The sequence below is a fragment of the Embleya sp. NPDC050154 genome (assembly GCF_044460165.1).
Classification (GTDB): Bacteria; Actinomycetota; Actinomycetes; order Streptomycetales; family Streptomycetaceae; genus Embleya.
Genome location: NZ_JBITJP010000016.1, coordinates 226,864 through 246,741 on the forward strand (window position 1 = coordinate 226,864; position 19,878 = coordinate 246,741).

Below are 19,878 nucleotides of genomic sequence, written 5' to 3' on the forward strand. Positions count from 1 at the left end.
GAACGCGAGACGATCGTCCATCGCCGGATTCGGCCTCCTCAGTCACCGCTTCCTCCCCGGACTCCGATGACGAGGACGCACGCCCTCGACCGCGGCCGTCGGCGACCCTTGGGCTGCACGCAGGAGGTCAGGTGACCTCCCAGGCCGCCTCGATCATCCGGAAGATCTCGTCCACGGCGGCCTGCGGGTCGGCCGCCTCCCGGGCCAGCGAATAGGCGTCGACCACGAACCTCGCGATCGTTCGGCAGGCCGTCGTGCTCTGTGACAGGTCGGGATCGGCGGCGAGGGCCGTGGCCAGCGAGTCCGCATGGCGCAAGCGCATCGACTCCTCGTACTCCCGCAGGGCACGTGACTCGTCGATCATGCGGTAGATCGGGGCGGTGCCGGCACCCGTGCAGTGCCGGACCATGGCCCGGATCTCGCGGCGCAGTGCGGGGATGAGCGGTTCGTGCGGTGCGCGGTTGGTGACCGCCTGCGTGAGGCGTTGTTCGAAGTTGTCGTCCTGCTCGAACACCAGGGCCTCTTTGGAGGCGAAGTGGGAGAAGAGCGTGGTGACGGCCACGTCCGCCTCGGCGGCCACATCGCGGATGCCCACCGCGTCGTATCCGCGTTCCAGGAAGAGCCGCAGGGCGGTGTCGGCGATCTTCTGGCGGGTGGCGGCCTTCTTGCGTTCGCGGCGTCCGGTCGGCACGGTCATGCCGCTGACACTATCAAATCCAAAGGAGTAACAGTTTCAAAACCATAACCGTTAGTGCTACGGTCGGCCGCATGAAGAAAGTGAGCTTCGCCGAGTTCGGCGGTCCGGACGTACTGCAACTCATCGACGCCGAGGAGCCCCACGCGGGCCCCGGCCGCATACGCATCGCCGTACGGGCGGCGGGCGTCAACCCCGTCGACTGGCGGATCCGTGAAGGGCAGATCCTCGGCGCCCATCCGACCGTGTTGCCCTCCGGCGTCGGGCTGGACGCCTCCGGCGTCGTGGACGAGGTCGGCGAGGGCGTCGAAGGAGTCGAGGTCGGCGACCACGTGTTCGGCGAAGGCTCCAGCACCTACGCCGAGTTCGCCGTGTTGTCGGCCTGGGCGCGGATGCCCGAGGGCCTCACGTTCGAAGAGGCCGCCGGGTACCCCTCCGTGGTGGAGACCGCGCTGCGCATCATCCGCGAGGTCGGCGTGCAGCCCGGGCAGACGCTGCTGGCCTGCGGCGCGTCCGGGGGAGTCGGCTCGGCGGTGCTACAGATCGCCCGGGACCGCGGCATCACGGTGATCGGCACGGCCGGGGCCGCGAACCAGGACTATCTGCGCGGCCTGGGCGCCCTCGCCACGACGTACGGCGAGGGCTGGGTCGAGCGGGTGCGGCAGCTCGGCCGTGCCGACGCAGCCCTCGATCTGTCCGGCTCGGGCGTGATCCGCGAGCTGGTCGAGCTGATCGGGGACCCGCAAAAGGTGATCTCCATCGCCGACCTCGACGCGCCGGAGTTCGGCGTGCGATTCTCCGGCGTCGCCGGGAGCGTGCCGGACGCGCTCGCCGAGGCCATCGACCTCATCTCGCGGGGAAGGCTCCATATTCCGGTCGAGAAGTCGTACACGCTCGCCGAGGCAGCGGCGGCGCACATCGACAGCCGAACCGGTCACAGTCGGGGGCGCCGGGTCATCGTCGTCTGAGCCGTTTCCCGCCCGGTAGCACGGCCCGGCAAGCTGCCCGGCCTCATCCCGGAGAGCGCCCCAGCGATACGGCTCCGCCGACGTCGCCCACACCCCACTCCCAAGCGGGAGGCGACAGTGCCGCAGAAGTGGGCGGCCGGCGGCTCTCCTGCCGAACGACCGCTATTCATAAGGAGGTTGCCCGTGTTTGCGGTGCAATACCACCGCTACGGCGGTTCCGAGGTCCTGTGCCTGGAGGAGGTCGAAGAGCCGCATGCCGGGCCCGGTCAGGTCCGTATCGAGGTCCGTGCCACCGGCGTCACCCCGGTTGACTGGTACCTGCGTTCAGGGATGCTGCGGGACATCGCCGGCCTGGACTTCCCCCACATCCCCGGCATGGATGCGGCCGGAATGGTCGACGAGGTGGGAGAGGGAGTGACCGGCACCGCCGTGGGCGACGAGGTCTTCGGCCTCGTCCCCTTCGTGGACAAAGGAGGCGCCGCGGCCCAGTACGCCGTGCTGGAAGCATGGGCGCCGAAGCCCAGGTCGTGGTCTTTCGAGGAAGCGGGCGGCGCCGCGGGCAACATCGACACCGCCACGCGCGTACTGGAGGCGCTGGAAGCCGCGGAGGGCATGACCCTGCTGATCGAGGGTGCCGCCGGAGGCGTCGGCACCCTCACCGCGCAACTCGCCCAGGCCCGCGGCCTCACCGTGATCGGCACCGCGAGCGAAGGCAACCACGGCTTCCTCGACCGACTCGGCGTCGTACCGGTCACCTACGGGGCGGGGCTGGCCGATCGCCTTGCCCCCCTGGCTCCGCGCGGCATCGACGTGGTTCTGGACGCGGCCGGTAAGGGCTCTCTTGCCGATCTGGTGGCCATCACCGGCGACCCGCACCGCGTGGTGACCATCGCGGACTTCGACGCCGACCGACACGGCGTGCGCTTCTCCCGCTCCGAAGCAGGGGAGTCGCCGGGCTGGGCAGGGCTGCCACTGGCGGCCGATCTCGCCGACCGCGGCCGCCTCACCGTCCCGCTGCACGCGGTGTTCCCGCTGAAGGAGGCCGCCACGGCCCACGACGTCAGCGCCACCGGCCACGCGCGCGGCAAGATCGTCATCACCGTGCCCTGAACAGCCGTTGGGCCCGGTCGCACTCGCTCCCTACCGCCTGGCGACCGGGTCCCGACCGTCGGCCCACGAAGTTCCTCTCCCGGCCGGGACCTGTCGGCATGGTCCGGCTCACCGGACCCGACGACGAGGCGATCGGTGGGAAACCACCCGCACGGACACCGCACGACGCGCTCGTGTTGACGCAGGCGAGCGCGAGACGTTGTCGGCCTGGACGCGTCATCGGTCGAGCGACTCGGTGTCGTCGCGGCCTCCGCGCCCGTGGATCAGCCGGCGGTAATCCCCGGTAGTTCGCTATCCGGCCGACAGACGGTAGCTCACGACTCCGAACTGCACATGATCACCCGGCCGCACGGACACCGGGCCCATGATGCGCAGCCCGTTGACGTGCGTACCGTTCATCGAACCCAGGTCCTCCAGGACCCAACCGTCGTCCCGTACACACAATCGCGCATGCCTGCGCGAGACGGAATCGTGCGCGAGGCGAAGATCGGCGCGGTGGCTGCGTCCGATCTGCATGGCAGCCGAACCCGGATCCGGCAGTCGCAGTCCGGGCGCGCGCGTCTCCACCGTGCGGGAGACCCGCGGCGCCCCGGACACGAGGGCGTTCAGCCGCGTCGCCGCGCGGCGCAGCAGTCTCCGCAACCACGGGTCGTCCGCGGGCAAATCCGCGATCATCTCGTCGACTTCGACGCGGTTGCGGGCATTGAGCACGATCAGCATGCGGTGCATGAACGTTTCGTGTGACAGCCGCCCCGATCCGGCGCCGTCGCGCAGCACGCCCAACGCGCGTTCTCGCTCGGCCTCCGACAATCGGATCAGCTGGAACTCACGCGACGACATGGGGAGATTTTCGCCGGCGCTCGACGACCGTGTCCATACCCGCGTGTCGCAACCCTGTCGCAAACCTCGGACCGTCCAGCCGGTGGTGGCGGCCGGATAGTAAGACGAACACCCGCGCCCGGTCCGGCAATCACACTCTTGCTCCGTTTCATCCTGCGCCCTGCCCATCCCCTGCGGCCCGAGACGGGTTCTCCCCCTGCCGCCGTGACGGGTTCCTCCGGTGCCGAGGGCAGGCCACGGAGTCGACTCACCGGGGAAAGGACGAGCGCGATCAGCCCGGCGGCGGATCCGAACGCCGCCCCCGCCCCCGGCCCGGGTACGGCACGGCACAGGACAGGACGGCAGCGGCATGTCCCCCGGAGCGCCGGGCCGTTCGGCACCTGTGGCCGCGTCCACGGGCCGTCCGCGGCGGCGTGCCTGAACGGCGGGCCGAGCCGGGTGGCCTTCGCACGACGGACGGTCGACCAGGGCTCGGCCAAACTGTCTCGCGAGCCCGGATTCATCCCGCTCCGGCCCGGGAAGGAAACCGTGCCCACCCATCCCCGTCCCGACGGGACGACGCCACAACCGGGAGCGCCATGCCGACCTGCGAGAACACGCGATGAGCACACCGACGCTGGTCGTCGTGAGCGGTGGTCCCGGAAGCGGGAAGACCACTCTTGCGCACGAACTCGCCCGCACTCTCGGATGTCCCGCCATCATCCGCGACGAGATCAAGCAGGGCATGGTCATGTCCCACCCGGGCCACAGGAGTGGCGGCGACGACCCCCTCAACCGCCCGACGCTCGACGCCTTCTTCGGAGCGGTCAAGGTGCTCCTGAACGCCGGCGTCACGCTCGTCGCCGAAGCGGCCTACCAGGACCGGCTCTGGCGGCCGAACCTCGAACCGCTCACCGGCCTTGCGCACCTCCGCGTGATCCGCTGCGCGACCGAGGCCGATGTCGCCCACGACCGCATCGTCCGCCGCGCCAAGGAAGACGTCCACCGGGCCGCCCATGGCGACCAGGCCCTGCTCGACGCCATCGCCGCCGGAGAGCACGCTCTCGAATCCTTCGTGTCGATCTCCTTGGACGTCCCCACCCTGACCGTGGACACCTCACACGGTTACCAGCCGACCTTGCCCGACATCGCGGCATTCGCCCACGCAACGATCCACGACGATGAGCCACGCGAACGCACGCGGGCACACTGACGCTCCCTACGAATACGAATACGACTTCAACACGCTGCGCGGCGGGGCGGGGCGGCCGGTTCCTCGACGAGGACGTCCTCCCCCGCTGACGAGTGCGGCAGTACTCCCCCGGGCGCTGACCCTTCGCGGCCGATCCACGTGGTGATCGCGACGTGCGCGGCGGGCACGCCGCTGCCGACGCGTTTCTTGTGCCGGTCGAGGGTCCGGTTGCGCAGGGCCGCAGCGGCGTTGGCGGGGTCGCGAGCGTTGCGGACGGACTACCGGAGCCGGCCCGACGACTTCAGCGCAGCCGGCACCCACCGATCTCGCCCGCGCTCCCAACTCCTGGGAAAATACCCGGCGTTGGCTGCCGCTGCGACAGCGCCGCCACCGCGGTGACACCGACCCGTCAGGCATCACTCCCCTGATGAACACGCGAGGCAGGAGCGGGCGTTCTCCGGACCGCCCCCGGCGGAAGAACCAGCGCCAGGACCGCGGCCAGGAGATAGAGCCCGATCACCACGCCCATCCCGATCACAGCGGATTCCACCCCGTCGTGTCCGCCTTCGAGCCGGCCGAAGTAGACGGTCCCGATCAGCGCGACGCCTGCCGCCACACCGACCTGAATCGAGGTGTTGATCAGCGCGGACGCAGCGCCGGCCTCGGCCTCGGGCACCTTCGCCAGAACGATGGTGAGCAGCGTGCCGGCGACCATGGCCATGCCGAGCCCGGCAACGACCAGGCCGGGGATCAACTGCCAGGGCGCGATGCCGGTGCCGTACCGATCGACGCAGAGCACGATCAGCGCCATTCCGGCCGCCATGACCAGCGCGCCGAGGATCACCACCGTGCGGCCCAGCGGCATCAGTCGTGGTGCGAAGCCCGAGCCGATACCGACCCCGATGGTGAAGGGGATCATCGACTGCGCGGTGCGCAGTGGGGAGTATCCGGCGGCGGTCTGGAGGTGCACCGTGAGCACCAACGTGTACGCGGTCCCGCAGAAGAAGAGCACGGCCACCGAGAGTCCGCCGATTACGCTGCGGTGACGGAACAGGGCCGGATCCACCAGAGGCGATCCCCCGCGGCGAGCAAGGATCCGCTCGTGTCGGACGAACAGCCACAACAGGAGGGGGCAGGCGGCCGTTACCGTCAGGATCCACAGCGGCCATCCCAACGGGCGCCCCTCGACCAAGGGGTAGAGCAGGGCGAGCAGGCCCGCCGTGGCGATGGCGGTGCCGCGTACGTCCGCGGACAGTGCCTGCTCGGAGCGGGATTCCCGGGTGAGTACGACGGCGCCGATGAACGCCGCGATGCCGATCGGGATGTTGACGAGGAAGATCGGTCGCCAGCCGAGGCCGAACAGGTCGGCGTCGAGCAGTACTCCGCCCAGCAGCGGGCCCCCGAGACCGCCGAGGGCGAAGCACATGCCGTACATCGACATCGCCTTGGCATGCTCGGACTTGGGGAACTCGACCTGGAGCATGGCAAGGACCTGCGGCACCATCAAGGCCGCGGCCACGCCTTGGAGTACGCGCGCCGCGATCAACATCTGCGGTCCGGTGGCCGAGGCCGCCAAAGCGGAGGTGGCGACGAAGCTCCCGAGCCCGGCGAGATACACCCGACGGCGCCCGTACATGTCGCCGAGCCGGCCCCCGGTGATCATGGCGGCGGCGAACGCGAGGGTGTATCCGGCGATCGCCCACTCCACCTGTGCCGACGAGGCGCCCAGGTCGTCGCGCAACGACGGCAGTGCCACGTTGAGCACGGTCGCGTCGATCATGTCCATCAACACGGCGGCCAGCGTCACGACGAGCGCGGCCCATCGACGCGGGCTGTAGCGCGGATCCGCCACCGGGTCCTCGTGTCTCGTGCTCGGATCCTGCGTGGAGCTCGGATCCTGCGTGGAGCTGGGCATGGGGGGCTCCCTGATTTCGGCGTGCCGTCGTTCGACACACATCGCGTTGTACGCAAGGTCGCTTCGGCGCGGGAAGGCACGTCAAGACCGCCCGGTCTCGCGGGCCTTCGTGTCGCCGGTACAGCAGGTTTCGGAGTGGCGCCGCGGCTCTCAGGCTCAGGGCCGAGCAGTCGGCCCAGTCCTGCGGAGGCCGCCTGCCCTGGGTTGTTGCGGCCGGGGCCGCGCCGGCGCATCGTCGATCGGCCGACGCTGCGGGGGCATCGGCCGATCGGTGGTTTCGCAATCTGCGTCCCGGGAGGCTGGGCGCGGATCATCGCCGCGGCCCGGCGCCGGCCCGTGTCCTCATCCGTTGTCGAAGGGGGGCCACGGCGTTCGGTGCCCTGGCTCGACCCGGCGCGAGGCAGTCGATCCGCGAAGCGTTACGGCAACGAACCCGGACCGGGACGTCGCCGGCCCGATCGGCTCGGGAGAGCCCGGTCGGCGGACGGCCCGCCCAAGAAGCCTTTACGCTCTGTCCTCATCGGTTGCCGCAGTCTCGATCCGGCGGAGCTCCACCACCGGGATCACCCGCGACGTTCCGGCCTGATAGACCGCGAAGGCCGGATCGCGGTCGCACTGGGCCGCGAAGAGGCGGTCGCGTTCGGCGCCCGCAAGGGGTATCGCCTCTGCGGCGTAGGTCTCGACGACGGCACGCCCCGCGTCGTCGATGCCCACCTCGACGGCGACCTGTGGCCACGCGAGCAGATTGTGATACCAGTCGGGATGGTTTGGACCGCCCGCGTTCGACGCGAAGATCAAGGTCCGGTCGCCATCGGATGCCCGTACCACGGGGTTGGTGCGCGGGCGGCCGGTGCGCGCGCCGACCGTGGTGAGCAGGACGAGAGACGCGCCCTCGAACATTCCGCCCACCCGACCACCGTTGGCGCGGAACTCCGCGATGACGTGTGCGTTGAAATCCGCTGGTCCCGGGTGTTGCTCCGACATGGGATGCCTCTCGGCTAGCATCGACAGGAGAAAGCCTTTGCTTTGCAAGCAAAGACATTGAGAAGCTACGGAGCGCGGTGACGGATGTCAAGGAATCGATCGAGCCCCCGACGCGCCCGGACCGGCGGCCTCGCCCGCAGGGGCCTGACGGGGCGCGCGCCGATCGGGTCGATCAACCTCGGTACGAGGACGGTCTCTCGCTCCCGGGCCAAAGCTCCACCCGCTGGGTGAAGTTGCGCAGGACCTTGATGGCAGCGTGCGGTCGCGGTTCACCGTGAGCCTGCCGAAAACCGCCGGAGGAACCTCTGGGGTGAGGGTGACGGATCCTCCCGGGGCGAGCCGGACGTCCCACTCCCAGGCACCCGACTCGAACGGGGGTGTCCGCCCCGGCCGTACGGTGCAGGCTGAGCGTGGTGACCACGCCGGCGGTCCAGGCGAAGTCCACGGTGAACCCGCCGCGTACCCCGACGCCCTCGACACTGCCGGACGCCTGCCAGGCGGCGGGAACGGCCGGCAGGAGTTCGACGAGACCGGGCCGCGCGGAACGCGAGGATGCAGCCGTTGGTACTGGTGAAGCCGACCTTTCCGGCCACGGCTCCGATCATCATGGATCTGCGAATGGACGAGGTGGCCGACGTCATCCGGGCCGCAACTCGCCCCGAGTTCCACTGCCTGCCGGTCGAGGACCGCCGCCCCCACCACCGCCGCGTGAAGCGCGAGCCGCCGTCTTGAAAACAAACCGACCGCGTGGACACGCGGCAGACGGTCGCGGCAGCAGCCGCCGACCGTGCACGACGCAGGTGGGACGGCACGCTCACGGACTTTCTCGCCGCTCTCGATCCCGGAAGCGCCCACGACTGGGTGCGCGCGGCCCTCGGCGAGCCCACCGGTACGAACCGCTGACCTCCCGGCGTGCACCACCTACGGCATCGTCGACCCCGGCGGGCCGGACATCCGCCACCCTGACCGTCGAAGTCGATCTCCACGGACGCGAGTTCGCGAGCGGCTTCGGGCGCTCACGTCGACCGTGACACACCACCGGGGGTCGGCACGACGTCGCCCGCGCCGAGACCGAGCAAGGACGTTTCCCGAACCGACCCACGGATCAACGCCCGAGCCGGTCGCGCGCCGGTCGCGCATCGGCAACCTTCGCGTGCGCGCGGGCGAACGCGACCCGAGCGCGAAGAGGTGCCGTGGACGCGAGAGGCGATCCGGACGATACTGACCAGTGAATCCATACCGGGCCGATTCTCTTCAGGTCGACCACGGACCGTGGGGAACCGAGGCTGTGGTGTCCGTTCGACCGCGTGAGGAACTACTGGCGGCGGCGTTCGTGGATCTCGCGGACACGCTGGTGCGGGATTTCGACGTCATCAACTTTCTGCACACCCTCGCCGAGCACTGCGTCGAACTGCTGGACGTGGCGGCGGCCGGGGTCATGCTGGCCACGCCCGAGGGCCGGGTCGTGGAAGCCGCCGCGTCCGATGAACGCACCCGCGGCCTGGAGTTGGCGAGCATCGAGTGGGACGAAGGGCCGTGCCGGGACTGCTGCCACACCGGCGCCCCGGTCTCCGACGTCGCGCTGGACACCCACAGGGCACGAGAACGATGGCCACGCTTCACCCCGCACGCGCTGGCCATGGGCTTCACCTCCGTGGTCGCCGCCCCGCTGCGCCTGCACGAGACCACGATCGGCGCCCTCAACCTCTTCCGGGACCGCTCCGGCCCACTCGATCAGGCGCAACTGCGCCTGGGACAGGCCCTGGCCGACACCGCCACCATCGGCGTGCTGCAACACCGGGCCGTACACGAGCAGATGACCGTGGCCACCCAATTGCAGGCCACCCTGGACAGCCGGATCGTGGTGGAGCAGGCCAACGGCTTCCTCGCCCACCACCGCGGCATCGGGGTCGACCAGGCGTTCCGGCTGCTGCGCGACCACGCCCACGCCCACGGCGTCCGACTCACCGACGTCGCCCGGGCGATCCTGGACGGCACCGCGGATCCGGCCGCCCTGCTCGGTCCCGGTGCCTGACACACCGCCGGGTGGTGCCACCGCCACCAGGCAGCGGGATCCGCGATGACCTCGGTGCCACAGCGCGCGATGGCCCGATACCTGCTCGGCCAACAGGCCCGAGCGGGCCCCGGCCTGGGCCCGCTCCCCCTGCCCGAGTGCGCCGACTCCCTCGGCCTGGACGGACTGGCCTTCCTCCTCGCCCCCACCGGCCCACCCCCCGAACTCCTGCAATCCTGCGGCAACTTGACCGCGCCGCTGGAGGACCTGCAACTCACCCAGGGCCAAGGACCCAGCACCGACGCAGCCCGCGGCACACTCTTCCTCGCCGCCGAACTCTCCACGATCTCGCCGACCCGCTGGCCCGGACTGCTCCCCGCCATCATGGACCTCGGCGTGCACGCGGTCTTCGCCTTCCCCCTACGGGTGGGAGTGATCGTCCTGGGCGTACTCACCGGTCACCGCGCCGCGTCCGGCCCGATGAACCCCGGTCAACTCACCGACGCGTTCATCCTGGCCGGATCCCTGGGCTCTCTCCTGATCGGCGCCGCCGCGCACCCCGACGCCCCCACCGCGCTGCTCGCCGAGGGCCAGGGCCTGCACTTCGCCGAGGTCCACCAAGCCACCGGCATGGTCAGCGCACAACTGGGCATCACGCCCGCCCAAGCCCTGGTGCGACTGCGCGCGTACGCCTTCGGCCACGACACGCCCCTCTTGGAGACCGCCCGAGCCGTCCTCGACCGCCGACTGCGCTTCCACACCGAGGACGACGACGACACGAGAGCCGGCCGCCCCTGACCACAGGAAGCCCTCCCGGCACGCCCGAAACCCCAAAGCCCCGCCGCGAACCTTCGGACCCGACTCGGATCCATCCCAAGAGGACGACATGACGCCCATCGAAACGACCCGAGACCCGACCACCTCGAACATCACCGCGCAACCGTCGGCCGCCGTGTCCGATCCGGAGCGACTCGCGGCGGTGACCGCGGGCGGCCTGCTCGACAGCCTGCCGGAGGAGTTCTTCGACGATCTCGCCCGCCTGGCCCTGACCATCACCGGCGCCCGCGCGGCGTTCCTCACCGTCGCCGACTCCGAGCGCGCGTTCTGGAAGAGCGCGATCGGCATCGACCCCGACGCCGCCGCCCGCGAGAACCGGCTCGCGGACAGCCCCTGCCACCTGTTGATCACCACCCGCGCACCCCTGATCGCCGAGGACGCCCGCTACGCGCCCCGCGTCGACGGCTTCGAGGTCCTGTCCGCGGCGCGGATCGGAGCCTGGGCGGGCTACCCCCTCTTCTCCACCGAAGGACACGTCCTCGGCGGCTTCTACGTCGTAGACACTCATCCGCGCCCCTTCACCACCACCCAACTCCAGGCACTGCAGACCGTGGCCCGCGCGGCCTCCTCCGAGATCGCCCTGCGCCAGGCCCTCACCCGGGAACGCGACGCCGGCCGCGCCTCCGCCGCACTCGCCCGAACCCTCCAGGACAACCTCCTGCCACCACGCCTGCCCACCGTCACGGGCCTGGACGTCGCCGCGATATACCTGGCCGCCGACGTCACCGGCACCGATGTCGTCGGCGACTTCTACGACCTCTTCCACACCCGCGGCAACGACTGGTGCGCAGTCATGGGCGACGTCTGCGGCAAAGGCATCGAAGCCGCCAAGATCACCGCACTGGCCCACTACACGATCCGCACCGAGGCCACCCAACACCCCGCCCCCGCCAAGGTCCTGCACCGCCTGCACCAAGCCCTGGTCGAGCAACGCACCGACGACCGCTTCCTCAGCGCCGCCCTCGCCCTCCTGCGCCCGGGTCCCGACGGCATCAGCGGTCGTCTCTCCAGCGCGGGCCACCCGCCCCCGCTCATCCGCCGCGCCGACGGAGGCGTCGAGGAAGTCCACTGCCCCGGCACCCTCGTCGGCGCCTTCATCAACGACGTCCGCCTGACCGAGACCCGCTTCCGACTCGCCCACGGCGACGCGCTGCTCCTGTACACCGACGGCATCACCGAAGCCCGCGCCGGACGCGGACACCCCATGTTCGGCGAACAACGCCTCGCCGCAACCCTCGGCGCCACCCGTGGCCTGGACGCCACCGCGACGGTGAACCACCTCTCCCGCGCGGTCGCCGACCACGCCAGAGGCCACGCCTCCGACGACACCGCCCTCATGCTCCTCCGCGCCCCACCCCTGTGACGTGAACCGTCCCCCGCACGGTCCCGCACCACGTCGGACACATCGCGCGGCACCGGAGGTCGACACCGTGTCCGACAGGCATGGCCACGCGGGACGGCCGGATCGGGTGCGTGTACCGCGTCACCGTCGACCGCAACGGCTTTGGTGGCCGGTCTCATCGACGTCCCGCCCCGCGAGAATCGAGAAACTCACCATCACGGGAGGGGACCCCGCGCTCAACGAGTCGATGCTGCCGCCCGACCACCGACGCCGGGTGTCGCCACCGAGCTGATCGCCCACCTGCCCACGCGGTGCGACGGGGCGCGGCACAAGCGGACCGCCTGCCGCCGCCGATCGACATCCTGGTCGGATCGACGCCCAGCGCCGTCGCGTGCTCGCGCAGCCACAACCATGCCGCGATGGCGTCCTCCAGCGGGACGGGGTACGGGTATTCGGGCGCCAGTCGGTAGTCCGCGGAGACCACCACGCAGTCCGCGAGGGCGGCGAGGTTGCCGCATCCGGGGTCGAAGTGCTCGATGATTCCCAGCCACCAGGCGCCGCCGTGCAGGAACGAGGTACCGAAGCTGTGGCCGGGCTGGACGGTGGAGTTCTGGCAGGACGACTGGGAACGGCACGTGCGGGCCTGCGACGGCCGCTTCTCCCCGGCACCGTTCGACGCCGGGGCGGAGGCCGGGGCCACGGTGCTCGCCGCGGCGGAGGAGCGCCGGATGCAACGGGCCCGTCATCGCGCCCGGGTCGCTCACCCGCGGACCACACCGGCCCGTCCCCCGGCCGGCTGACCCCGCGTCAACAGCCGCGGGCGCAACGGGCCGACGGTATCGACCGACTGGTTTCGGTGGAATCCAGCGGTGTCCGTGGCCCGGCGGGATCGAGGAGATGCCGCAGTACGAGGTGAGGGCCCGTTCCACGCCGCACCGACGAGAACACACACCCGCCGCGAACTCCGCCCCGCCCGCAGGCCCGAATCCGCCGCATGTCCGCGCCTACAACATGCTCCCGTCGGGCACGTCGGACGACGCGTAACGAAGTCCTGCCAGGCGAGTGCGGCGCCTGTGACGGTCTCCGACCCACCGGTGAGCCAGCCGCACCGCGGGAGGGAACAGCTTGCGGATTGCCTGCTGTCGGTCGGGCGGCATGTCGTCGATGAGCCAGGCGCACAGCGCCACTCCGCTGGTGACTCCGAGGGGGTGGCGTTGGGCGGCGTCCAGGTCCGCCCACTCGCCTGCGGTGATGACGTTCGCGGCGAGCGGCAGGACGACTGCCTGCTCGTAGTCGAGGTAACCCGTCAGTGCCGTGTCCAGGTCGGCCATGTATTCGGCCGTGCGGCTCGCCGGCCCACGACCGGTCAGGCAGTCGTCGACGGTCGCCGCGAGCAGGGTGATACGGCGACGCCGGCGCTCCATTTCGGCGGCGACGAGCTCGTGGTGGGGGCCGGGAAGCTGCCGCTTGCGAAGAACGGGCCAGAGCACGGCGGCATCGGCGTCGAGAGTGGTGGTCAGGTGGCGCAGGAACCTGTTCCAGCCCGGCGAGACCACCGGAGGACACGTGAGCGACCGGATGACGAGACGGTGCAGGTCTCGGCGCAGCGCGTCGTGCACGGCCCGGATCAGCAGCAGGTCGGAATTCGGACGGTGGGCGGGCACATCGTCGCGTGGACGGGCGAGCTGTGGCGTCGGGCGCATGCGGGTTTCTCCAGGTTCCGGGGTCACTGGTCGGACCCGGACCCGGACCCGTGCTCGGCGGAAATCTCTCCGTGGCCGTGCGGCGCACCGACTCCGGCCAGGCCCTGCGCGGCTGATGGCTTGCGGATCTGATCCGCGAAGTACCAGTGGGACAGGCGCGCGCGCAGCCGCTGGGTCGGTTTCGCCCGGCGGATCACGCCGTTCTCGTCCGCGGGCGGATCGAGTTCGATGGGCTCGTACTGTTCGTGGGCGGTGAGGACGTGTCGCGCTGCGGCGTCCAGCGGCTCGTGGATCTCGATGAACTCGCCGTGCGGGAGCTTCTTGATGACACCGGTCTCGCGTCCGTGCAGGACCTTGTCGCGGTCGCGGCGTTGCAGGCCCTTGCACCAGCGAACGGTGACGTTGTACGTGAGCACTGGTGCGACGAAGAAGGCGATCCGTCCCGTCCAGGTGATCGTGTTGATAGACAGATGGAAGTGTGTGGCGATGATGTCGTTGCTGCCGCACACCCACAGCACGCCATAGGCGGCGATCCAGGCGGCGCCGAGCCCGGTACGGACCGGCATGTTCCGCGGCCGGTCCAACAGATGGTGTTCACGTTTGTCGCCGGTGATCCACGCTTCGATCCAGGGGTACGCACCCAGGAGGACGAAGAGCACGCCGGGGACGATGACGGCGGGAATCAAAATGTTGAAACTGACCGTGTGGCCCCACGCGGTCCATTCCCAGTTCGGCATGATGCGCAGGGCACCCTCGAGGAACCCGATGTACCAGTCGGGTTGGGATCCCGCGGTGATCTGCCCCGGGTTGTACGGCCCGTACGACCAGATGGGGTTGATCTGGACCAGGCCGCCGAGCAGCGCCATGACGCCGAAGACGATGAAGAAGAAGCCGCCTGCCTTGGCGACGTAGACCGGCATGAACGGCTGCCCCACGACGTTGCCTTCGGTACGTCCGGGACCGGGGAACTGGGTGTGCTTGTGGTAGAAGACGAGGATGAGGTGGATGGTCACCAGCGCCACCATGAGGGCGGGCACCAGCAGCACGTGCAACGTGAACAGCCGTGGGATGGCGTCGTCGCCGGGGAACTCACCGCCGAAGAGGAAGAACTGGAGATAGGTGCCGACCACGGGGATCGCCAGAACGACGCCGTCCGCGACGCGCAGTCCCGTACCGGAGAGCAGATCGTCCGGCAGCGAGTAGCCGGCGAAGCCGTTGAGCATCGCCAGCACCAGCAGGAGGAAGCCGAACAGCCAGTTGACGTCGCGCGGTTTGCGGAACGAACCGGTGAAGAAGTGCCGGAACATGTGCACGAACAACGCCGCGATGAAGACCAGCGCGGCCCAGTGATGGATCTGACGGACCATCAGGCCGCCGCGGACGTCGAAGCTGATGTCCAGGGTCGAGGCGTACGCCTGCGACATGTGCACGCCCTGCAACGGCATGTAGGAGCCGTCGTAGACGACCTCCTGCGCGCTCGGCTGGAAGAAGAACGTCAGGAACACGCCGGACAACAGCAACGTGACGAAGCTGTAGAGCGCGACCTCCCCCAGCATGAAGGACCAGTGGTCCGGGAAGACTTTTCGGATGTACTTGCCGCCGCCGCGGTACAGACCCAGTCTCGCGTCGAGGGCATCGGCGGCGCGCACGGCCCTGTTGTCCGGAATGGAACCGTGGGCGGCTTCGCCGTTCTTGCCGACGTTGATCGTCGATTTTTCGGCACTCATGCGAGGTCTACCTCTCCCGTCTCCCGCGCTCTCGGGACATGACGTCGTCCTCCCTCGTGTGTCGCGCGCGATGTGGATCTTTCGCCCGCGCCTTGCTGCCCCTTGAGACACCGCCGTTCCGGTGCCTGTGACAGCGCCGTCGTGTGACGTGCGCCACCGATCGTGGATTCGGAGGCAGGGAAGGGACGCGCGGCCCGCGCCCGCGGCGCAAGAGGGACACGGAGTGGTCCGTCGTCGACGCGATGCGGCCCGGCGGAGTCGGGCCGGACGGCCGCGCGGTGCGCAAGCGGTCGCGTTGAGTGACCGCGCCGTCGGGTGATTCGCCCGACGGTCGCGGCGGACGAGATGTCGGTGAGCCGGGTCCGGTCTCGCCGATGTGCCAGGGGAGTTGCGCCGCGGGTCCCGAAGCCGCACGATGCCGGCCGCGCTCAAGCGTCGGCCACAGAACCTCGGTTCAGGGAACAGGCCCCTCCACCTGGCGCCGCCGAACCACGCGTGCGACGCGTCGGGGCGTCGGGGCGTCGGGGCGTCGGTGGACGGGGTACGAGACGCGCGACGTCGCGGTGGTCGGGTGGGATCCGGGCGGGTCTACTCCGAGACTTCGATGTACCGACCGTCCTCGCCGTTCAGGACGCTCCGCTCGTGGTGTTCCACGGGGTCGGTCCAAACCGTGCGTTCCCGGGGATCGGACAGGTCGACCGCGACGCCCGCGGGTTCCAGGTGCTCGCTCAGCCGTTGTTGCATGGTGTCGCCGATGTAGTGGTGGCGTAGGGACAGTGACCGCAGGTGGGTGAGGGGTTGTCCGTCGAGCAGGGCCTGGACGCCGGTGTCGTCGAGAGTTCCCATCGACAGGTCGAGGGAGGTCAGTCGAGCGAGTACGGGCGCGCCGGCGACGGCGGCGGCGATGTCGTTCTGGGTCGGGCTGTTCATCAGGCCCAGGTGCCCCAGTCCGCACACCGCTGCCGGCCGCGCACACTAACCGGCCGCCCCGACAACGCACCCGACACTCGGACCCGACGCGATGCCGGGCTCGGACCCGGCCTCCCCGTCGGCGCACGCACCCCACCCGGACTCCGCGCACTCGCCACCCGCTGCGCCATCCGCCGAACCGCGGCACGAAGCGGACGTCCGTCGGACGAACCCTGCCTCGCCTCATGGAGCCTGGCCCGCTCGGTGGTCGAGCGGTCGGGCGGCTTCGACACCGAACCCGCCGACATCGAGGCGGTCGCCGCCCACGCCGGTGGCAACCACATGTCGTTGGTGGAGCGGTTCTTCCGGGCCGACCGACCGACCATGCCCACACTCGCAACCGGAGGGCACCCGCGGCGACGGGACACCTCGCCGGATGTACATCGCCCCCTCCGGCCGCTCGGACGTCGGCCTTCTATGGCAGCAGGGTGGGCATCCGCTCCCCGAGCACTACGACGCCGACCACCTCCTCGGCCGAGCAACGGCCCACCCACACGGGGTACGTGCCGTCCCCGGTCCGTGAACACGCGGCCGGTCGGTGACATCGCCGCGAGCAACGGGAACCACGGCACGGGCATAGGACCGTGACCGTGACCGCCCGGCGGATGGGCACCCCCGCGCATCGGCATGGAGCGTGGCGGTATGCCTGTGCCGAGAGCGCCGGTCGGCCGGGAAGGGCTCGTGCTCAGGCTGCCTGGAGCAGTTCTTCGGTCAGGATGCGGCGGTACGCGGCGAGTCGGCCGGGACGGCCGACCGTCACCGCGCCGACGAGGTGCCCTGCGCGGTGGTACGTGACCTCCAGCTTGCGGCCGAGGAGGTCGTACCGAGCGACTCGGTGCTCGTCGGCGAGGGCCGGCAGGCCGACGGCGCGCAGCGTGGACCCGTGCAGGTCGGACCAGAAGGACGGCACCGCGGTGAACGGCCGGGCGTCGTCGCGGCGGAGCAGGGTGCGCGCGGCCGCCGCGGCTTGTTCGGCGGCGTTGCTCCAGTGGCCGAGCGCGATCGACGCGCCGTCGGCGAGTGGGTGCGGCCACATCGCGACGTCGCCCGCCGCGACCACGTTCGGCAGCGACGCACCGTTTTCGTGCAGCACCCGCAGGCACGGGTCGCATGCCACGCCCCCGGCCACCAGCAGGCCCGATCCGGCGAGCCACCCGGTGTTGGGCTCGGCGCCCAGGGCGAGGACGGCGAGTTCGCCGTCGATGGTGTCGCCGTCCGAGAGGACGACCTGGGTCAGGGCGGGATTCCCGGTGAAGCCCAGCGCGGTCCGATGGGTCACCAGGGCGATTCCGGCGCCTCGGTGCAACTCGGCAACGTAGGCGCCGACCTGCTCCCCCACCAGGCGGGCCAACGGCTGGGCGGTCGACACCACCAGGGTGACGTCGAGCCCGCGACCGCGGGCAGCCGCGGCGATCTCGCTGCCCAGGAAGCCGCCGCCGACCACGGTGATCCGCCGGCCCGCACGCAGTTCGGTCCGCAGTGCCGTCGCGTCGTCGCGCCCGCGCAGGGTGTGGACCCCGTCGGGGACGTGGCCGGCCGGATGGGTCCGAGCGGCGGCACCGGTGGCGATGACCAGTCCGTCGTAGTCGAGTTCGCGACCGTCGGCCAGTCGGACCGTGCGGGCCACCGGATCGAGGGCCTCGGCCGGGGTGCCGAGCAGCCAGGTCGCGTCGAGGTCGGGCGGGATCGGCAGGTCGCCGTCCTCGGGCCGCGCCGCATCGGTCAGTTGCCGCTTGGACAACGGCGGCCGGTCGTAGGGGAGATGGGGCTCGGCGCCGACAAGGGTCAGAGTGCCGCGAAACCCTTCGGCGCGCAGCGCCTGTGCGGCGCGCAGGCCCGCCAGTGACGCGCCCACGATCACGATGCGCCTCATGCGCTGTCCTCGGCGATGGTGATGGCGCGGACCGGGCACATCGAGGCGGCGGTGCGGACGTGCTCGGCCAGGGCGGCGGGGGGTTCCGCGTCGTAGACGAGATAGTCGTCGTCGTCGAAGGCGAACACGTCCGGTGCGGCGAAGACGCATTGGCCATGGCTCTCGCACACCGTCATGTCCACGGTGATACGCATGGGCGAACTCCCTTACAGGGTCAGGCGACAGGGGGATTGAAACGCGAGTACTCCGGGGCGCTCCAGCGCAGCCGCACGGCATCGGCGATCTCGACCACGTCGTGCACGGTGAACTCGACGAGGCGCTGGGCGCCCGGGACGGCGGCGATCTCGTCCGTGTCCCAGACGGTGCGTGCCGTACCGGACAGGTGCAGCGACCAACCGTTGTCCCAGCCGGGGACGAACAGGCCGGCGGCCGGGTGGGATTCGAGGTTGCCGAGCGTGAGGAACATGGCGTTGCCGAGGTAGTCGGGCCAGCGCAGCAGGGTCGGCGACAGTACTTGGACGAAACCCGGATTCCCGCCGCAGTGCGAGGCGTCCGCGTTGCCGGACCCATCGGACGTGGCGACGAAGAAGGTGTCGGTGGCGCGGACGATGTCCTGCTGCCCGGTGGTGAGCGCGGTGCCCCGGCGGACCGCACGCGCGCGTGTCGCGCCGCCGGGGGTGTCGACGATTCGGGCGTCGCGCCTTTGGATGTATTTGGGACAGTTGGCGATGACCTGGTCCAAGTCGACCCTCAGCCCGCCGTCCGCCGGGGTGGAGTGCCCGTTGACCCGCATGCGACGGCGGGTCGCGGGCTCGATGGCGATCATGCCGACCCGGGCCGGGCCGGAGAGCAGTTCGGCCAGCGGGTCCTCGGGGATCGGCAGCGCGTCCACGATCAGGGTGCCCGGGTGGGGAACCCGCAGGAATCCCGGGGCGCCGGTCAGTTGCGTCGCCCAGATGCGTCCCTCGCGGTCCGTGCCGCCGACGATGATCACGGGTTGGTCGGCGAGGAACGCCGCGGCGACCGGTGGGATCGTGTCGCCGATTCCGGCCAGCGCGTGTGATGCCTGACGGGTCAGGCCGGCGCGCTCTTGGACGGCGATCTCTCCGGGTTCGTAATGGGTTGCCACGGCGTTCCTCCCGAATCGGTGTTGCGGTTGGCTGTTGCGGCGCGACCGCCGCGCGGGTTTAGAAGAAGCCGCAGGTCGGCGCGCCCTCGGTGGGCGCGTCGGACGGGTCGGCGCCGGTCGGGGCGTAGATCTCCAGACGAATGCCGTCCGGGTCGGTGAAGAAGATGCCGCCCGACGTGCCGTTCTCGCCGTGCGGTACCACGCCGTCGTACGCGAACTGCGCGTCGAGGCCGCGCAGGATCTGCTCGACGGCCTTCACCTCGTCGATGGTCTCGACCTGGAACGACAGGTGGTGCAGGCCGGCCCGGTCGGCCGGGAACGCCCCCTCGCTCTGCTGCCACAGGGTGACCAGCAGCTTCCCGTCGCGGCCCAGGAAGGCGAACCGGCGGTCGGCCTCCTTGCCCTCGGCCGCGACGTCGAACCCGAACACGGCTTTGTAGAACGACACGGAACGGTCGAGGTCGGTGACGTTGAGGCCGACGTGGCCGGTCTGCAGTGCCTTGATGGTGCTCATCTCGTCCTTGCTCCTCGGATGGTGATGGGTGGAGGCGATCGGAAAGAGCCTACCTAATGCTCACAGTAGTCTCTACCCATTAGAATGG

General features: G+C 70.4%; 21 protein-coding genes and 1 pseudogene. 9 read left to right on the forward strand and 13 right to left on the reverse strand.

The window, feature by feature from the left end; all coding sequences use genetic code 11:
* Positions 1–127: 127 nt before the first annotated feature.
* Positions 128–697: a TetR/AcrR family transcriptional regulator gene (locus ACIBSV_RS30910; RefSeq protein WP_395868816.1), complete on the reverse strand. Its 570-nt coding sequence runs from the start codon at positions 695–697 to the stop codon at positions 128–130.
* A gap of 71 nt (positions 698–768) precedes the next feature.
* Here ACIBSV_RS30910 and ACIBSV_RS30915 point away from each other — a divergent pair, with 71 nt between their 5' ends.
* Together ACIBSV_RS30915 and ACIBSV_RS30920 are read left to right on the forward strand one after the other, a co-directional pair.
* Positions 769–1,662, forward strand: a complete 894-nt coding sequence (locus ACIBSV_RS30915) for an NADP-dependent oxidoreductase (protein ID WP_395868818.1) — start codon at positions 769–771, stop codon at positions 1,660–1,662.
* 183 nt (positions 1,663–1,845) lie between these two features.
* Positions 1,846–2,772 (forward strand): NADP-dependent oxidoreductase, encoded by a 927-nt coding sequence (locus ACIBSV_RS30920; RefSeq protein ID WP_395868820.1) that lies wholly within the window; start codon positions 1,846–1,848, stop codon positions 2,770–2,772.
* A 291-nt stretch (positions 2,773–3,063) separates the two neighbouring features.
* On the opposite strand, the gene ACIBSV_RS30925 is transcribed toward ACIBSV_RS30920, so the two are convergent.
* Positions 3,064–3,612: an FHA domain-containing protein gene (locus ACIBSV_RS30925; protein WP_395868822.1), complete on the reverse strand. Its 549-nt coding sequence runs from the start codon at positions 3,610–3,612 to the stop codon at positions 3,064–3,066.
* A 601-nt stretch (positions 3,613–4,213) separates the two neighbouring features.
* Between ACIBSV_RS30925 and ACIBSV_RS30930 the strand changes: the two genes are divergently transcribed.
* Positions 4,214–4,804: an AAA family ATPase gene (locus tag ACIBSV_RS30930; RefSeq protein ID WP_395868824.1), complete on the forward strand. Its 591-nt coding sequence runs from the start codon at positions 4,214–4,216 to the stop codon at positions 4,802–4,804.
* Positions 4,805–5,192: 388 nt separating this feature from the next.
* Here ACIBSV_RS30930 and ACIBSV_RS30935 read toward each other — a convergent pair whose 3' ends face one another.
* The 3 genes and pseudogenes from ACIBSV_RS30935 to ACIBSV_RS30945 form a co-directional block, all read right to left on the reverse strand.
* Positions 5,193–6,698 carry an MFS transporter gene (locus ACIBSV_RS30935; RefSeq protein ID WP_395868826.1) on the reverse strand — a complete coding sequence of 502 codons (1,506 nt, stop codon included), beginning with the start codon at positions 6,696–6,698 and terminating at the stop codon, positions 5,193–5,195.
* 504 nt (positions 6,699–7,202) lie between these two features.
* A complete protein-coding gene (locus ACIBSV_RS30940; RefSeq protein WP_395868828.1) occupies positions 7,203–7,730 on the reverse strand; it encodes a nitroreductase family deazaflavin-dependent oxidoreductase in 528 nt (175 codons plus the stop codon).
* Positions 7,731–7,854: 124 nt separating this feature from the next.
* Positions 7,855–8,202: pseudogene (locus ACIBSV_RS30945) on the reverse strand (glycoside hydrolase family 95-like protein); the annotation flags it as partial.
* Positions 8,203–8,234: 32 nt separating this feature from the next.
* On the opposite strand from ACIBSV_RS30945, the gene ACIBSV_RS30950 reads away from it, so the two are divergent.
* From ACIBSV_RS30950 to ACIBSV_RS30970, 5 genes are all read left to right on the forward strand, one after another.
* Positions 8,235–8,414, forward strand: coding sequence for a hypothetical protein (locus ACIBSV_RS30950; protein WP_395868830.1), 180 nt, complete (start codon positions 8,235–8,237; stop codon positions 8,412–8,414).
* Between the two features lie 15 nt (positions 8,415–8,429).
* Complete coding sequence (locus ACIBSV_RS30955) at positions 8,430–8,585, forward strand: hypothetical protein (RefSeq protein WP_395868831.1); 156 nt, start codon at positions 8,430–8,432, stop codon at positions 8,583–8,585.
* A 388-nt stretch (positions 8,586–8,973) separates the two neighbouring features.
* Positions 8,974–9,717 carry a GAF and ANTAR domain-containing protein gene (locus tag ACIBSV_RS30960; protein ID WP_395868833.1) on the forward strand — a complete coding sequence of 248 codons (744 nt, stop codon included), beginning with the start codon at positions 8,974–8,976 and terminating at the stop codon, positions 9,715–9,717.
* Between the two features lie 45 nt (positions 9,718–9,762).
* A complete protein-coding gene (locus tag ACIBSV_RS30965; RefSeq protein WP_395868835.1) occupies positions 9,763–10,494 on the forward strand; it encodes an ANTAR domain-containing protein in 732 nt (243 codons plus the stop codon).
* Positions 10,495–10,582: 88 nt separating this feature from the next.
* The gene (locus ACIBSV_RS30970; protein ID WP_395868837.1) at positions 10,583–11,896 is read left to right on the forward strand and encodes a PP2C family protein-serine/threonine phosphatase; all 1,314 of its coding nucleotides are present in this window, start codon (positions 10,583–10,585) and stop codon (positions 11,894–11,896) included.
* Between the two features lie 154 nt (positions 11,897–12,050).
* On the opposite strand, the gene ACIBSV_RS30975 is transcribed toward ACIBSV_RS30970, so the two are convergent.
* Positions 12,051–12,443 (reverse strand): alpha/beta hydrolase fold domain-containing protein, encoded by a 393-nt coding sequence (locus tag ACIBSV_RS30975; RefSeq protein WP_395868882.1) that lies wholly within the window; start codon positions 12,441–12,443, stop codon positions 12,051–12,053.
* Here ACIBSV_RS30975 and ACIBSV_RS30980 point away from each other — a divergent pair.
* A complete protein-coding gene (locus tag ACIBSV_RS30980; RefSeq protein ID WP_395868885.1) occupies positions 12,412–12,675 on the forward strand; it encodes a hypothetical protein in 264 nt (87 codons plus the stop codon). The genes ACIBSV_RS30975 and ACIBSV_RS30980 overlap by 32 nt on opposite strands.
* A gap of 204 nt (positions 12,676–12,879) precedes the next feature.
* Here ACIBSV_RS30980 and ACIBSV_RS30985 read toward each other — a convergent pair whose 3' ends face one another.
* The 7 genes from ACIBSV_RS30985 to ACIBSV_RS31015 form a co-directional block, all read right to left on the reverse strand.
* On the reverse strand, positions 12,880–13,578 hold the full coding sequence (locus ACIBSV_RS30985; RefSeq protein WP_395868839.1) for a hypothetical protein: 699 nt from the start codon (positions 13,576–13,578) through the stop codon (positions 12,880–12,882).
* A 23-nt stretch (positions 13,579–13,601) separates the two neighbouring features.
* The gene (locus ACIBSV_RS30990; protein ID WP_395868841.1) at positions 13,602–15,305 is read right to left on the reverse strand and encodes a cytochrome bc complex cytochrome b subunit; all 1,704 of its coding nucleotides are present in this window, start codon (positions 15,303–15,305) and stop codon (positions 13,602–13,604) included.
* 588 nt (positions 15,306–15,893) lie between these two features.
* Positions 15,894–16,235: a hypothetical protein gene (locus ACIBSV_RS30995; protein WP_395868843.1), complete on the reverse strand. Its 342-nt coding sequence runs from the start codon at positions 16,233–16,235 to the stop codon at positions 15,894–15,896.
* A gap of 724 nt (positions 16,236–16,959) precedes the next feature.
* Positions 16,960–18,147: an NAD(P)/FAD-dependent oxidoreductase gene (locus ACIBSV_RS31000; RefSeq protein ID WP_395868845.1), complete on the reverse strand. Its 1,188-nt coding sequence runs from the start codon at positions 18,145–18,147 to the stop codon at positions 16,960–16,962.
* Entirely contained in the window at positions 18,144–18,341 is a 198-nt protein-coding gene (locus ACIBSV_RS31005; protein WP_395868847.1) for a ferredoxin, read from the reverse strand. Before ACIBSV_RS31005 ends, ACIBSV_RS31000 begins: the two co-directional genes overlap by 4 nt.
* Before the next feature lie 20 nt (positions 18,342–18,361).
* Positions 18,362–19,276, reverse strand: coding sequence for a pyridoxamine 5'-phosphate oxidase family protein (locus tag ACIBSV_RS31010; protein ID WP_395868849.1), 915 nt, complete (start codon positions 19,274–19,276; stop codon positions 18,362–18,364).
* Between the two features lie 58 nt (positions 19,277–19,334).
* Complete coding sequence (locus ACIBSV_RS31015; protein WP_395868851.1) at positions 19,335–19,790, reverse strand: VOC family protein; 456 nt, start codon at positions 19,788–19,790, stop codon at positions 19,335–19,337.
* Between the last annotated feature and the right edge of the window lie 88 nt (positions 19,791–19,878).

What these genes read in the sequence shown, in the direction of transcription:
- ACIBSV_RS30965 (WP_395868835.1), top strand. Translation starts at nt 9,763, where the DNA reads ATGACCTCGGTGCCACAGCGCGCGATGGCCCGATACCTGCTCGGCCAA.
- ACIBSV_RS30925 (WP_395868822.1), bottom strand. Translation starts at nt 3,612, where the DNA reads ATGTCGTCGCGTGAGTTCCAGCTGATCCGATTGTCGGAGGCCGAGCGA.
- ACIBSV_RS30950 (WP_395868830.1), top strand. Translation starts at nt 8,235, where the DNA reads ATGCAGCCGTTGGTACTGGTGAAGCCGACCTTTCCGGCCACGGCTCCG.
- ACIBSV_RS30970 (WP_395868837.1), top strand. Translation starts at nt 10,583, where the DNA reads ATGACGCCCATCGAAACGACCCGAGACCCGACCACCTCGAACATCACC.
- ACIBSV_RS30990 (WP_395868841.1), bottom strand. Translation starts at nt 15,305, where the DNA reads ATGAGTGCCGAAAAATCGACGATCAACGTCGGCAAGAACGGCGAAGCC.
- ACIBSV_RS31015 (WP_395868851.1), bottom strand. Translation starts at nt 19,790, where the DNA reads ATGAGCACCATCAAGGCACTGCAGACCGGCCACGTCGGCCTCAACGTC.
- ACIBSV_RS30935 (WP_395868826.1), bottom strand. Translation starts at nt 6,698, where the DNA reads ATGCCCAGCTCCACGCAGGATCCGAGCTCCACGCAGGATCCGAGCACG.
- ACIBSV_RS30995 (WP_395868843.1), bottom strand. Translation starts at nt 16,235, where the DNA reads ATGAACAGCCCGACCCAGAACGACATCGCCGCCGCCGTCGCCGGCGCG.
- ACIBSV_RS30980 (WP_395868885.1), top strand. Translation starts at nt 12,412, where the DNA reads ATGATTCCCAGCCACCAGGCGCCGCCGTGCAGGAACGAGGTACCGAAG.
- ACIBSV_RS30985 (WP_395868839.1), bottom strand. Translation starts at nt 13,578, where the DNA reads ATGCGCCCGACGCCACAGCTCGCCCGTCCACGCGACGATGTGCCCGCC.
- ACIBSV_RS30930 (WP_395868824.1), top strand. Translation starts at nt 4,214, where the DNA reads ATGAGCACACCGACGCTGGTCGTCGTGAGCGGTGGTCCCGGAAGCGGG.
- ACIBSV_RS31000 (WP_395868845.1), bottom strand. Translation starts at nt 18,147, where the DNA reads ATGAGGCGCATCGTGATCGTGGGCGCGTCACTGGCGGGCCTGCGCGCC.
- ACIBSV_RS30910 (WP_395868816.1), bottom strand. Translation starts at nt 697, where the DNA reads ATGACCGTGCCGACCGGACGCCGCGAACGCAAGAAGGCCGCCACCCGC.
- ACIBSV_RS31005 (WP_395868847.1), bottom strand. Translation starts at nt 18,341, where the DNA reads ATGCGTATCACCGTGGACATGACGGTGTGCGAGAGCCATGGCCAATGC.
- ACIBSV_RS30915 (WP_395868818.1), top strand. Translation starts at nt 769, where the DNA reads ATGAAGAAAGTGAGCTTCGCCGAGTTCGGCGGTCCGGACGTACTGCAA.